Source organism: Candidatus Tisiphia endosymbiont of Xenochironomus xenolabis, from assembly GCF_964264705.1.
Classification (GTDB): domain Bacteria; phylum Pseudomonadota; class Alphaproteobacteria; order Rickettsiales; family Rickettsiaceae; genus Tisiphia.
The window spans coordinates 1-13,360 of record NZ_OZ183473.1; the positions used below are offsets into that span (position 1 = coordinate 1).

Annotated in this window: 13 protein-coding genes; 11 read left to right on the forward strand and 2 right to left on the reverse strand. The window is 35.3% G+C overall.

The genetic code is table 11. The features are described 5' to 3' along the window. On the reverse strand, positions 1 to 226 hold a 226-nt coding region (locus ACFELY_RS00005), incomplete at its 3' end, for a hypothetical protein (protein WP_375333255.1). A 25-nt stretch (positions 227 to 251) separates the two neighbouring features. Between ACFELY_RS00005 and traW the strand changes: the two genes are divergently transcribed. From traW to ACFELY_RS00055, 10 genes are all read left to right on the forward strand, one after another. Continuing rightward, positions 252 to 866, forward strand: coding sequence for a type-F conjugative transfer system protein TraW (gene traW / locus ACFELY_RS00010; RefSeq protein ID WP_375333256.1), 615 nt, complete (start codon positions 252 to 254; stop codon positions 864 to 866). Positions 867 to 981: 115 nt separating this feature from the next. After that, entirely contained in the window at positions 982 to 1,248 is a 267-nt protein-coding gene (locus ACFELY_RS00015; protein WP_094649825.1) for a type II toxin-antitoxin system prevent-host-death family antitoxin, read from the forward strand. Further along, positions 1,245 to 1,670: a type II toxin-antitoxin system VapC family toxin gene (locus ACFELY_RS00020; protein WP_341750032.1), complete on the forward strand. Its 426-nt coding sequence runs from the start codon at positions 1,245 to 1,247 to the stop codon at positions 1,668 to 1,670. Before ACFELY_RS00015 ends, ACFELY_RS00020 begins: the two co-directional genes overlap by 4 nt. Then, entirely contained in the window at positions 1,657 to 2,772 is a 1,116-nt protein-coding gene (traU, locus tag ACFELY_RS00025; protein WP_341759827.1) for a conjugal transfer pilus assembly protein TraU, read from the forward strand. The genes ACFELY_RS00020 and traU overlap by 14 nt, the downstream gene beginning before the upstream one ends. Further along, the gene (trbC, locus tag ACFELY_RS00030; protein WP_341759828.1) at positions 2,742 to 3,428 is read left to right on the forward strand and encodes a type-F conjugative transfer system pilin assembly protein TrbC; all 687 of its coding nucleotides are present in this window, start codon (positions 2,742 to 2,744) and stop codon (positions 3,426 to 3,428) included. Before traU ends, trbC begins: the two co-directional genes overlap by 31 nt. A gap of 196 nt (positions 3,429 to 3,624) precedes the next feature. Continuing rightward, positions 3,625 to 5,088, forward strand: coding sequence for a hypothetical protein (locus ACFELY_RS00035; protein ID WP_375333257.1), 1,464 nt, complete (start codon positions 3,625 to 3,627; stop codon positions 5,086 to 5,088). Continuing rightward, positions 5,061 to 6,245, forward strand: coding sequence for a conjugal transfer protein TraN (traN, locus tag ACFELY_RS00040; protein WP_341759830.1), 1,185 nt, complete (start codon positions 5,061 to 5,063; stop codon positions 6,243 to 6,245). The genes ACFELY_RS00035 and traN overlap by 28 nt, the downstream gene beginning before the upstream one ends. After that, positions 6,245 to 7,354, forward strand: a complete 1,110-nt coding sequence (traF, locus tag ACFELY_RS00045) for a conjugal transfer protein TraF (RefSeq protein ID WP_341759831.1) — start codon at positions 6,245 to 6,247, stop codon at positions 7,352 to 7,354. Before traN ends, traF begins: the two co-directional genes overlap by 1 nt. Further along, positions 7,344 to 8,771, forward strand: a complete 1,428-nt coding sequence (locus tag ACFELY_RS00050) for a conjugal transfer protein TraH (protein WP_375333258.1) — start codon at positions 7,344 to 7,346, stop codon at positions 8,769 to 8,771. Before traF ends, ACFELY_RS00050 begins: the two co-directional genes overlap by 11 nt. 529 nt (positions 8,772 to 9,300) lie before the next feature. Then, positions 9,301 to 12,171, forward strand: coding sequence for a conjugal transfer protein TraG N-terminal domain-containing protein (locus tag ACFELY_RS00055; RefSeq protein WP_375333259.1), 2,871 nt, complete (start codon positions 9,301 to 9,303; stop codon positions 12,169 to 12,171). A 5-nt stretch (positions 12,172 to 12,176) separates the two neighbouring features. On the opposite strand, the gene ACFELY_RS00060 is transcribed toward ACFELY_RS00055, so the two are convergent. Continuing rightward, on the reverse strand, positions 12,177 to 12,761 hold the full coding sequence (locus tag ACFELY_RS00060) for a hypothetical protein (protein WP_375333260.1): 585 nt from the start codon (positions 12,759 to 12,761) through the stop codon (positions 12,177 to 12,179). A 31-nt stretch (positions 12,762 to 12,792) separates the two neighbouring features. On the opposite strand from ACFELY_RS00060, the gene ACFELY_RS00065 reads away from it, so the two are divergent. After that, the gene (locus ACFELY_RS00065) at positions 12,793 to 13,320 is read left to right on the forward strand and encodes a transglycosylase SLT domain-containing protein (protein WP_341759836.1); all 528 of its coding nucleotides are present in this window, start codon (positions 12,793 to 12,795) and stop codon (positions 13,318 to 13,320) included. Positions 13,321 to 13,360: the final 40 nt, after the last annotated feature.

The window sequence follows — 13,360 nt, forward strand, 5'->3', positions numbered from 1 at the left end:
GAAATTGGTAAAGATTTAAAAAAAATATAAGCGAACTCAACAAAGGTAAATATATAGCTAACCCGATTAACATTACACCGTCATTGCGAGAAGGCGTGAGCCGACGAAGCAATCCATTTCTACCAACTTTCTTGGATTGCTTCGTCGCTGCTAAAGTAGCTCCTCGCAATGACATCAGTTTACTATGGATTAAATTACTGATCGGAGTAGCTAAAAAAGCAAACATAAAAAACTAAGTGAACTAAATATAAATGAGACAACTAATAATACTAGCTTTAGTAAGCTTACTACCACAAATAACTATTGCCAAGGATTTTGGTATATATGGAACAATTTTTGAGGTTAAAGAAGAAGGATTTTTAACAATGATCCAAAGAAAACTAAGGCTAGTTGATATAGAACAGGAGCAAAGAAAAATGTTAAAAATTGCTAAAAATAGAATAGAAGAACCTGTGTTTGTTACAAATATAAAACGAACTGAAAAACCACAAAATTTTACCTATGAACCAAGCTATATAGTAAAAGAGGATATTATTTTACCTGATGGCAAATTACTTTATGCCCTAGGTACAAGATTGAACCCATTAGATCACATGAGTTTAGACAAGAAACTAATATTTATTAATGGTAAAGATAGCTTGCAAGTAGAGTGGTTTAGGCAGCAACAAAGCAACGAAGTAATAAAGGAAGAAGACAAATTAATATTAATCGCTGGCAGACCGCTGGATTTACAGAAAGAACTAAATAGAGAAGTATATTTTGATCAAGCAGGAATTTTAACGACAAAATTTAAAATTGAGCAAGTCCCAGCGATAATAGAACAAGAAGGCAAGTTATTAAGAATAAGAGAAGTAGAAATCGATTAGTGGGTGCAAAAAAACAGTTATAATGCACTATGAAACTATTTAACCTAAAGTTTGAGCTAGGTCTAATAATGTTAAAATGGTATTATAACTAAATTAATAAAATTAGAGGTAAATTATGCAAAAATGGCAGTTACAAGAGGCAAAGGAACATTTTGAAGAAATTATTGAACTCGCTGAAAACGGGCAACCTCAATTAGTAAATGATAAGAAGAGGCATAAAGCTGTCTATATTATCTCAGCGGAAGATTATATAGGTGATAAAATAAAACCCCCTATGTCATTTAAAGAATTTTTATTATCCATACCAAAAGTTGATAACGATGATGATGAGGATTTATTTGAAAGAAAACCAAGTAAAGCTAGGGAAGATATTGATATATGAGATATTTACTTGATACTAATATATTGTCAGAGTTCCGTAAGAAAAGTCCAAATAGCCAAGTAATATCTTGGTTATATCAAGTAGCTATAGAATCATTATATATAAGTTACTTAACAATCGGTGAGATTCAAAAAGGGATTGCTAAAAAGAGACAGACAGATTTAGTAGCATCATTAAGTTTAGAAAGGTGGCAAGATATTTTAATTAAAAATTATACCGCTAGAACCATTGGTATAGATAGTATAGATGTATGTAAATGTTGGGGAGAATTACTTGCTATTGATGCTACAAATCAGGTAGATAGCCTACTTGCTGCACAAGCAATAGTTCATGACATGGTTTTAGTTACTCGTAATACCAAACATTTTAATAAATTTGGAGTGAAATTACTAAATCCTTTTGAGGAATTTGGATTTAAATGATGTAAGAGGTAAAAAGTTGATAAATATCAATAATGCAGCCTTGAGCAGAAAGTTTGGCGACCCAGCTCAAGGTGCAAAGACACGGTTAAGCATCATACTGATAGTGGCTCTTTTTATGCCATTTTCAGTATCTGCCAGTATCACATGTAAAGGGCATTTTGTCAATCCAATTACTGACATTTGTTGGAGCTGCATATTACCAATAAGTATAGGCAATGTCATTACTATTGGTAGCGGTGTTATGCCTAAAAAAAGAGACACAAAAAATCCCTCATCACCAGTTTGTTTATGTATTAAATCAAATATTCCTGTACCAGGGATAACCATAGGATTTTGGGAACCAGTAAGACTTATTGATGTTACAAGAACGCCTTATTGTATGACTAATCTTGGTGGAGTACCTATTGGATCGGATGCAAAAAGGATTAGTAGCTTTAATAGAGGATACGATGATAGGCATGTTCACGATAGTTTTTACCATGTTCATTATTATGTTTACCCACTGATTTATTGGCTTGAACTTATCACTGATTTTATTTGTTTAGAACAAAATAGCTTTGATGTGGCTTATATGAGTGAATTTGATGTTACTTGGAATGATGAGAAATTGCAGAGCCTGTTAAATCCTGAAGCTTTTTTATTTGCCAACCCTATAGCCCAAGCAGCTTGTGCTTTAGATTGTGCAAGTAGTACAGTCAGGTTGCCATTAGATAGCATGTTTTGGTGTGCTGGTTGTTGGGGTAATATGTATCCATTTTCAGGAGCAAATGCTGATCATGTTGGCGGAGTTCAGAGTAGTAGTTTACTAGCTACCCGAATAATTGCCAAGATGCACCGAATAGGATTAGCACAGGAGACGTCAACTGATGAAAACACTTCTCTAACAGGTGGAGGTAAATTATGCCGTAAATCTAGGGCATTAAAGATCAAAAAGAGTCAATATAAGTTACAGATGGTCAACCCAGTATCAACATCCAGCAGCATTGGTTGCTGGTCTTTGGGCTTAAGTGACATGATGTATTCAACATTTAAAGAATATCCGTATGACGGACAAGATTGGGGGTACTTAGTATGGCGAAAGAAAAATTGTTGTGCCTTTTAGTTGCATTACTATTTGGCATTAGTCACTTAACTATAGCACAAAATATCAGCAACGCTAATAGCGAATTGCTAAATAATATAAAAAATATTGAGGCAACTGATCAGCAGCGAGATTGGGCTAAAGAATTGGGACAGGCAGGACAAATATTAACAAGAGAAGCTATTTTACAAAAGTTGCGTGAGTTAGATGAGCAACATTGTTTGAAACAACATCAAAATTGCAGTGATAAAGAATTGTGGGACAAAGAACTTATTAATTCAGCAGTGCTTAAGATATTTGTAAGTAGCGGGATGCCAGGTAATTTACTGAGGATATATCATAAACAAGCAGTTAAATATGGTGGAACATTGGTATTTAAGGGATTACCCAATGGTAGCTTTAAAGAACTTACCAAACTAGTTATGTCGATATCAAAAAATGGTGAAGTAGGTAGTATGCAAATAGATGACGAAGCCTTTGACCATTTTGGTATTAATGTTGTCCCAGCTATTTTGCTGGTTAAACAACAAGGTTACTTAGATGGGTGTTTTGGTAAATCTTGCAAAGTCACTTACGATAAGATTACTGGCAGTATCTCCGTTAAAAAGGCTTTAGAGAAATTTGCAATTAATGGTGATTTATCACAAGAAGCTGAGAGGTTAGTGAAAAATGATTAAATTTAAAATGACAAATAATTATATAGCTAACCTGATTAACATTACACCAAATTCACAAGCGTCATTGCGAGGAGGCTTCGAGCCGACGAAGCAATCCATATACAAGCTTCATGGATTGCCACGCTCATGTACATTCGCTCGCAATGACATATATGCAACTCAAACGTCATTGCGAGGAGCTACCTTAGTAGCATTGATGCAATCCAGAAAAGTGATGAGAAATGGATTGCTTCGTAGGCTTACGCCTACTCGCAATGACACCAGTTTATTATGGCTAAATGCTAATCTGGTTAGCTATAAAATAATATTTAAAAACTTTTGGTATATGAGTTGTTGTTTGCTAAGGCTCAGTGTAGCTCTGCTACCCTTTTGGCATCTAACTAGCTTAGCTGTATATACTGAACCTACTGCTAAAACTAATGTCAATAAAGTAGACCCGTTATTTAATGAGAAAATAGAGAACTATAAAGGGTTTGAACAAGTTTTAGAAAGACAAAAGGTATCTGCAGTAAAAGGAGCTGAATCTGAAACAGGTTTTAATGATCTAGTTGGTAGTAAGCAGGCAAGAACTAAAGGAGCAGAATTAAGTAATATTAGGGCAGAAGAGCTTGAAGGTTCTGGAATAAGAGAATCATTTAAAGAAGCTTGGGTTAATGAATATCTAGTTGATTACTCTAGACCTGGAATGATGAGACATAAAGATGATGCAAATAGCATAACTGAAGGAACAGGACAAATGATGTCGAGCTTATTAGGTTTTTTGAAAAGGTTAGATATTGATTGTAAGCAAGTTAAGGGCAATAAGGAAATAGAACCGCAGTATTATATCCAGTTAATAAAGGAACTCGATCGGGATAAGGGAGATACAATCTATGACAAAACTATATGTGAGGAACTACGTAACAAATATCGTTGCGTTGATGAACTAATACCTCAATGTTTGCACTTTGCTGAGAAGGTAGCCGAACTGACAATGAATGGATCGAATATGAAGTACAATCAAGGTTTAGCAGGTTCGGTTAAACATATTAGTTTTGCAGAGAAGTATGGCTCTGGTGGAGATACAACATTTTTTGGTCTCATAAATAAATCAAGTGGAACAGCTTATAGTTATGGTGGAGGTACAGTATTTTTCGGTCTCATAAACAAATCGAGTGGAACAACTTATAGTGCTGATGAAGCAAATTGGTACGTAGATTTTAATGTAACCACTAATCTGCTGACGATCAACAGATTACAGCTAACTGATGTTACTTACGGTATGTTCATTATGATCAAATTAAATGGTGTGGTGATATTTGTTGGTCCTAATGGTGGCAACAACTTATTTTTGAATGGTCATAAGGAAGTTAAGACTAAAGGGAAGAGAAAATATGTAGGTGTGGTTGGTAGGAGAGTAAACATCGTTACTAGTTATCCGAAAGTTAATACTGGTGTTAGTGAATATGCTCTTGGTTTAGATTGTATAGCTGATAGGTCTAGGATTGGAGTAGTAAACTTATTGCCTCATGTTAGGCAGGGAGCGAATAGATTGGAGATTAAGGCGATTAGTCTTGGAGCAAATAGAGTGAGTTTTAATTTAGATGTGAGTGAGCGTATTTGTTTGAACTGGCAGGAGAATTGGAGTGAGAAATGTATACTAAATATCACCCAGCCGTAAAATGGTTAGTATTGCTAGTAACCTTACTACCAATGTTATTGCTGTTTAACAGTAATTTTGTTATGGCGGGGGCGATGAAATATACCGAAGGGATTAAAACAAAGTTTACCCCGTCTTACAGGACGCATGATGGCAAGGTAGGGAGTGTAGAATGTGCTGATACTCCTAGGGTGTGTCTGGATATTAATAGTGAGAAAATTATTCAAGGGGTAAAAGTTACTAGACCATGTTGGCAATATGGTTATGGAAAGACTTGTCAGATATATCCATCTGAAAATGACTGTGTTAAATGGCGGCATTGCTACGTTGTAGCAGATAGGGAGTGTCTGACATGGGATAGCTATGGTAATTGCGTAAACTTACAAAGAGAATTTTCGTGTAAGAGATGGATACCAGCGGAAGTAGAGAATCAAAAGGCAAGAATGGGACTAACTGAAAAAGATGGTCAAGAAGGATTAGTTTGCAGGGGGGTACCTTGTATAGATGGTAACTGTGTTGATAAAAGCTACGAGACTAATGGTGAGATGATGGATTCAGTCTCCAAGCTTTACATGGTGAGCAAAATAAGAGATGCAAAGGATTTTAATTTTAAAATATTTGCTGGTTTTAATAGCCATTGTAGTAAGAAGGCTACTGGTTATATCAATTGCTGTGCAGTTAGTCTAAAGGGTTGGGGCAACCATTTAGGTGCCCACTGCAATAGCGATGAAAAACAATTAATTGAAAACCGCAAGAAGAATCTATGCGTATATGTCGGAAAAGAAAATAGGGGAATAATGAAGACAGTAGTAAAGCATCATTATTGTTGCTTTGGGAATTCACTACAAAAGGTTGTTCAGGTTGAAGGAAGAAAACAATTATATGCCAAGGGACTTATCAGTAGCACGGAAAAGAATTTTGGTAGTGGCGGCAACCCTAATTGTCGGGGATTAACTTTAGCAGAATTGCAGAATCTGGATTTTGACAAAATGGATCTTACTGAATTTATTGAAGACTTTAAGCTTAAGTTTGCTGGAAAATATAAAGCACCAAATGTCGGTGACATTACTATCAGGATAAAAGGTACAGCAACCTCTAACATCAGAAAAGGAGATAATAATCCTCATAATAAAGGAAATAATAAATCTGGTTGGAGTACCAAAATAGGAGACGATTAATGGCAAGTACACCAAATTTACAAACGTCATTGCGAGGATGCATAAGCCGACGAAGCAATCCAAATTTAATCATTTTTCTAGATTGTTTCGTCGCCACTAAAGTGGCTTCTCGCAATGACATATATGCCCCTCAAACGTCATTGCGAGGAGACCGTAGGTCGACAAAGCAATCCAAGAAAGTGATTAGAAATGGATTGCTTCGTCGGCTTACACCTTCTTGCACTAACGTCAGTTTATTATGGCTAAATGCTAGTCGGGTTAGCTATGCATATATTTTGAAAATATTATTAATTTGCATAGTTGCCACTAATTACTGCATCCCTAACTATTGTTATGCAAGTAACTTCTTTGATCAACGTTACCGTGGTTGGATATGGTTTGAGGAAAAAGAAAAAGCTGAGAAGGTGGCTAACAAACAAAAAGAGTTAACCTTAAAGGAAATACAGAAACAAAAATACGCTAAAGCAAGACAAGAAGTAGAGCAGTTTAGCCAGGAACTAGAGGAGTTAAAATTTATGATGATTAGATATCCAGAAAATATTGAACATGCAAGGAGATATAAGGAAAAGGAGGCACAGATGCTAGAAGATAGCTTAAAACTTGCTCATACCTTTAGGATGGTGAATTTTCTTTATCCTGAAATTATCAATTTAATTGATAACCCAATTAACCTATATGGCAGAAGAATAAAAGAAGAGATTAATGAACAGGAAATAACTAACAAGCTTAAAGAGCTTAGTAGCAAGATAGAACTCTTTGTATTCTTTTCCTCAACTTGTCCTTATTGCACAATACTTGAACCGGTACTTAATGATTTTGCTAAAAAATACCGATTTAAGGTAGAAGCAGTAAGCCTGGATGGCAGCACAAGTAAAATTTTTAAAACTCATCAAAATAAAGGGCTGGCTGATAAGCTAAACTTGCAACGTACCCCAACAATAGTAGTTGTAACTAATGACAGTAAGATCAATTTTGAACTAATTAGAGGAGCAGCATCAATGTCAGAGCTTGAGGAAGCTGCAATATTTGCTGCTGAATATCTGAATAAGATGGAAGGAACGAAGAGAATAGCTAAAGAAAAAACTCAGGTAGCGGAAAATGATAATTAGAAACTTCATACGGGAATTATCTATTTATTGCTTATTAGCAATATACTTACTCGCAAGCAGTAATAGTTATGCCGGTATAGAGAAACTGATTAAAAGCGTTATGCCAAAAGGTACCATGAGTAATGTTAGTAAAACTGCGATAGTACATGATCAATTATCGGGGCATATAGTTGGTGGATCAGTGTTAATTAAGTCTCCACCTATAGAAGATTTGCAGCTTGTTAACTTCCAAGCTCCTAGCTGTAAACTTGGTGGTCTTCCATGTGGAATACAACTTGATTTAAGAGGTGGGGCATTATCATTTCTCAAAAGTTCTGCTATGGAACAATTTTTTAAAGAAATGGTACAAAATGTTGGTGGCTATGTGTCGATTATGGCTATTAAAACAGTCTGCCCTCAATGTGAAAACATTATGACTTACTTAGAACAAATGCAAAGAAACACTAACCAGTTCAACATTAATTCCTGCGATATGGCTACTCAGATAAGTAATGGTATAGCTAGCAGAATGAATAAAGGAGCAGAGCTTACTCGCCAGAGTGACTTGGCAATGACCAAAAGCGGAAGCGATATGGCAGATATTAGAGATAAAGCTAAAAAGGATAATGGAGACCCAACCAAAACCAATAAAGAACTCGAAAGTTTACTAGGTGATAATTTTAATTTGGTATGGAAAGCTCTTACCAAGAAAGCAAGTGGTGGTGGAGATGTAACTAGTTTCAAAGAATTACTAATGAGTATATCAGGGACTATTATTGGCAAAAAAGATAGTGAAGGACATCGTTCTATAATTCATAAGAAATCACTAGTTAATAAAGAATTAATAGAGGAATTTATTGGAATAAGAAACGGTAATGTAGATGTTGAGCAGTATCAGTGTGATGAAACAAATTTATGCTTGCTGCCACAAAAAGCAAAAACCAGATTATCAGCTAGCGATACATTATATGGCAGTATTGATAATATGTTAGTTTCGATGGTTAAAAAAATAAAAACTAATAATGGTGATTTTACTGAAGAAGAGGAAAACTTAATAGCTTTATCATCCATAGCACTAACTAACAAGATACAGAGAGAACTTGCCACTAACGCTGATAATAGCTACCTTACAGTCCGCATGGCTGAGTTTGTTGAAACCTTATGCTATGACGTGGTAACTAATTATCTTACCAAATTATTACAGCAAACTTCTGAAGCAGTATCAGAGTTATCTTACTTGCAGCTGGCAGATATAGGAGTATTTACCAGTTTTGAACAGGAAGTAAATAATACTATTAGCTTTTTGGTGGGTAGCAGAGAGAACGCCTTTAGGCGGTATAATATTATCGAACAAACCAAAATGAGAATGTTGCAAGAGGAAAAATACTTTGAGATGAAGTTTCAGGAGTTTATGTCGACTAATGAGATAGATGGATAACTCACCTTACGCATGGCATTTAAAAGTAATAGAGAAAATAGCATGGCGTCATTGCGAGGAGCTACTTTAGTAGCGACAAAGCAATCTAATGAATGTGGATTGCCACGACCTACTTGCGTGGTCTCGCAATGATGTCTTGTACTTTTCTGGAATTTTTAAATTGTCATGGGGTTTATGCGTAAGGTGAGTGGATAAATGTGAAATTGGCATGGATTAAGCATTATGCCGTCATTACGAGAAGGCGTAAGCCGACGAAGCAATCTATTCTTTTATAGATTGCCACTCCACCTACGGTGGCTCGCAATGACGGTGTATTGCAAACTGGTTCCTCGCAATGATGTTGGAGATGTACATACATACGTCATTGCGAGACCATGTAATGGTCGAAGCAATCCATTTTAATTACTTTTCTGGATTGCTTCGACGCTAAAGTGGATTCTCGCTAATAGACGCCAGTTTACTATGACTAAATGCTAATCTGATTAGCTATAATAGAAAGAAGGGAAGAAAAGGAAAATAGGTAGGAAATATGGAACTTGATTTAACAATTCACACTTACGGTTATTACGATGCTTTGTACTATGTGTTAAATGGTCTGGCAATGTTTCGCAATAGTGAATTTTATACAGATTTAGTAAATAGTCTATGCATAATTACCGGATGCTATTATGCAGTAAAAATGTCGTATAGTAATAGTAATATGGTGTGGCGGGCATATGTGTTTAAAGTACTTGGTATGATTATACTAATTAACACATTATTACTACCTAAAACAGAAATGATTGTTAAAGATCATGTCACTAAAAGAATAGGCAAGGTTGATAATATTCCCATAGCTTTTGCTCTTCCTGTTGGAATATTAGAGGAATTTGGTCATTTGATCACTATAGGTTTTGAGCAAGTATATGCACCGATAGAGTCTCTTGTTTCTGGGTCATCTACATTTTCTTATTATAATTATGGGATGTTATTTGGTGCAAGACTAAAAAAGGAATTACGTCAGGTTCGCATAAAAGACCCAGAATTTGTAGAAAATATGCGATCTTTTATCAAGCAATGTATTGTACTTCCAGCAATGATCGGCTACCAATTTACTCCTAAACAATTAATAGATACTCCAGATATTTGGAAATTAGTAAGTAGCAAAGCTGGAACTTTAACTCGTCTTTATCTGCGAATAGGAGATAAAATGCGTAATGTCACTTGTAGAGAGGCAGTAAATTTCTTTGAAAATTATTTTGATGAAGAAATCAAAAGAGTAGTATCAAAAAATGCCAATACAGAATTTGCTTTAGCAAGAGGTGGATCAAATTATACTCCATCAACTAGCTCATCAATTATATCAAATGTTTTAGAGAAAAATATTAAAGCACTCTATGGTGGCAGTCAAAAAGCAGGTGACATACTACGTCAGCAAATGATGATCAATAGTCTATCTGACTATACAGCCGGTAACTATGCAATGGCACGAGCACGAACTAATCAAGAAAGCGGCTGGCTATTATCAAGTGATATGGCAAGCTTATATCTCCCAATGTTACTAGTGGTAATAAAATGTATAGTCTATGCATCATTTATGTTCTTAGTGCCAATGTTGATCTTTAGTGGTGGCATAGCAAAATATACTTCTTACCTAACCCTAGTCGCATCACTACAATTATGGCCAGCATTAAATGCCATCATTAATATGATCATGGGTACGTATAGTCATTTAAAGACTGGCTCAAATTTAATGTTAAGTTTCAGTAGTAGCAGTACAATCACCAATCATGTTGATACAATAGTAACAGTAGCAGCAGGTTTACAAATGGTAATACCATTTTTGGCATTTGCTATTATGCAAGGTGGAGTTAGCAGTCTTGGTCACTTAGCTGGATCAATTATTGGTGGGCTGCAAGCAACAGGTGGTAGTATAGGAGCAGAGGCAGCAAGTGGTAATAGAAGCATTGATAATGTTTCAGAAGGGAACAGTCAGCAATATATGAAATCAGGATATAAGACCGACCATAATATGCAATATGTTGAAGGGGGTAATAGCTGGCAACAGGCTGATGGTAGTATAGCTCGCAATAATCCTGATGGCAACGTAATTTACACTGGCGGTCAAGGTATTAATACTTCGGTTGGTATTACCAAATTTAATCTGGAACAAACAGCCCAAAATCATGTGACTCAAGGCATACACACGTCTGAAAGTTTGTTGAAGTCAGATCAAAGAGCCCTATCAGATGCAAAGAGTAATACCTTTAGTAAAACAGCTGATTTTGTTTCCAGCTTAGCACAACGTGAACATAGTGGGGAAAGTTGTAATTATGATATAATGGGAGAGCAAGGCAAGTCACTTCAACGAGCAATAAACAACGTAAGAACTCTTAAAGAACAATATGGATATAGTTGGCAACAAGCAACAGATGCAGCATTGAAAGCATCTATGACTGCGTCTACTCCACTAAAAGGACTTACTGGTATTGGTGTCTCTGGTAGCGTAGAAGGTTCAGTTACTGCTAGAAATATGAGCGATCAGTCTTTTATGGAGGATAATGATACATCAAAACAAAATAATACTCATGAAGATTACAACAATATAGTCAAAGCAGCATCAAGCGAAGTATGGGGAAAAGATAATAGTGCTGAGAAACATTATAGTGATGCAGTAAGAAACAGCTATGAAAAACAGAAAAGATTAGAGGCACAAGTATCAATGCGTCAAGAAACAGTAGATAATTGGTACAAAACAAAAAGCAAACTTGAATTAGAATCAGCGACAGTTAACAAAGATATGTATCAAGAAGTGTTAGACCGCTGTGTAATAGAGTTTGGTATGGATGCAAACTCCGTGAGGAAGCTAGTAGACAAAAGGCATCCTGACGTGATGAAAGTATGGAATAAAATAGCATCTGAAGAATTACAAAATTTAATGCCTGAAATAAATAGCGGTAAGCAACAAGTATCGGGTCAGCATGCAGAAAAAGCATTGAATGATTTTAGCAATGAACATGATAAGCAAATTAATAGAAATCCTGAATCGCAAGTTAAAGAAGTAGCAACAAAAAGCGGTATTAATATTAATGAATTTGCAGCAAATATTCATGAAAAAGAAGGAGAACTAAAAAACAAGGGTAAAAAAGTAACGGATAAAAATTCTGAACAATATAATAATATCCGGCAAGTTAATCAACTTGAGCGAAAAGATTTACAGGCAGAGATTGATAAGTATGAAGAAGATAGGCTTGGGCAGGGAAAAATAGCCAGAACAACAGCTGGAGCTTTAGACATTGTAACATTTGGTGCAGCTGGTAAGACTATAGGAGGAGCAGCTAAAGGCTCCTCAAAAGGCTGGCAGTTTAACAAAGGAGCTTATCAAAATGCAAGGCAAGGTAAACCAAAAGATTATAAGTGAAAGATTTACTTTCTATGATAATACATATTACCAGGTAGATTACGATGTTCAATGCCAGTGTAATATATGTTATTGGAACTAAAGGTAGAAGAATGGACATTAGAATTATATGTCCCTGCTTTCATACCTATAATTTCTTGTTGCCAAGCATTTTTGTTAAATAAAATAGAAATAGGACAATTTTTATATATGAAATATAAAGTAGGAACAGATAACAAAGTACCAACTATCAAAATTGATGAAATAAAATCGTTAACATCTTTCCAATGGGTATCCAGCATGGAACCAACCCATACGGTAACAGCAAACATCAAAAGTATTACCCAAAATAATTGTTTAGGTAACCTATTCATTAAATTTTGCCCTTCACTATTTAGAAATATTTTGTCCTCTGTATATTTAACTTTATTACATCTAGCAATTAAATATGGTACTAACAATATAGTTATCCAAGCTGATATAAAATTGACAACTTTATTATGTAATAACTCGTCCAGCAATATAACCATAAAGACACTAAAAACCACCCCAGACCAGAACATTAAATTCCAGAAATTATCTTTATTTAGCCGTGATTTGATCCAATTCATAACAAACCTTAAGTTTAGCATACTCAAATCGATGATATCATGGTTTACTATTTTAAGTAAAGCAATAATAAAGATTTTGGTGGTTATAATATTTAGTTTTTCACAAAATATAACATTTGCCCAAGATTTATCTGAATTAATTACCATGGTTGAAAAAGAGCATAATATTCCAAGCGGTTTGTTGAAAGCCATTGTTGAAGTAGAATCTGGACTAAAAGCTTATGCAGTAAATGTAGCAGGTAAAGCTTTCATTGCGAAATCCCAGGTAGATGCAGTTAAAATTATACGTTCTTATCTAAAGAAAGGACATACCAATATTGATATAGGACTGGCTCAAATAAATTGGCACTGGCACGGTTGTAATTTTAGCAGCATCAATGAAATGCTTACCCCTAAAAATAACCTTAAATATGCGGCAAAATTGTTAACTGATTTATATGGGAAGCACGGTGATTGGCAAAAGGTAGTAAGGCTATATCACTCAGCTAAACCTCATCATCATAGGCAATATTCAAGAAAGGTGTTGTTATCATGGCTTGACGATTCTGATGGTACGTAGTCTGGTTACAACCCATAAATGAAAGGAGAAAGAAACAATA

Bases quoted from the DNA above. Each gene is read 5' to 3' on its own strand.
- traW (WP_375333256.1), top strand. From the start codon at position 252: ATGAGACAACTAATAATACTAGCTTTAGTAAGCTTACTACCACAAATA.
- ACFELY_RS00015 (WP_094649825.1), top strand. From the start codon at position 982: ATGCAAAAATGGCAGTTACAAGAGGCAAAGGAACATTTTGAAGAAATT.
- ACFELY_RS00020 (WP_341750032.1), top strand. From the start codon at position 1,245: ATGAGATATTTACTTGATACTAATATATTGTCAGAGTTCCGTAAGAAA.
- trbC (WP_341759828.1), top strand. From the start codon at position 2,742: ATGGCGAAAGAAAAATTGTTGTGCCTTTTAGTTGCATTACTATTTGGC.
- ACFELY_RS00035 (WP_375333257.1), top strand. From the start codon at position 3,625: ATGCAATCCAGAAAAGTGATGAGAAATGGATTGCTTCGTAGGCTTACG.
- traN (WP_341759830.1), top strand. From the start codon at position 5,061: ATGTATACTAAATATCACCCAGCCGTAAAATGGTTAGTATTGCTAGTA.
- traF (WP_341759831.1), top strand. From the start codon at position 6,245: ATGGCAAGTACACCAAATTTACAAACGTCATTGCGAGGATGCATAAGC.
- ACFELY_RS00050 (WP_375333258.1), top strand. From the start codon at position 7,344: ATGATAATTAGAAACTTCATACGGGAATTATCTATTTATTGCTTATTA.
- ACFELY_RS00055 (WP_375333259.1), top strand. From the start codon at position 9,301: ATGGAACTTGATTTAACAATTCACACTTACGGTTATTACGATGCTTTG.
- ACFELY_RS00060 (WP_375333260.1), bottom strand. From the start codon at position 12,761: ATGAATTGGATCAAATCACGGCTAAATAAAGATAATTTCTGGAATTTA.
- ACFELY_RS00065 (WP_341759836.1), top strand. From the start codon at position 12,793: ATGATATCATGGTTTACTATTTTAAGTAAAGCAATAATAAAGATTTTG.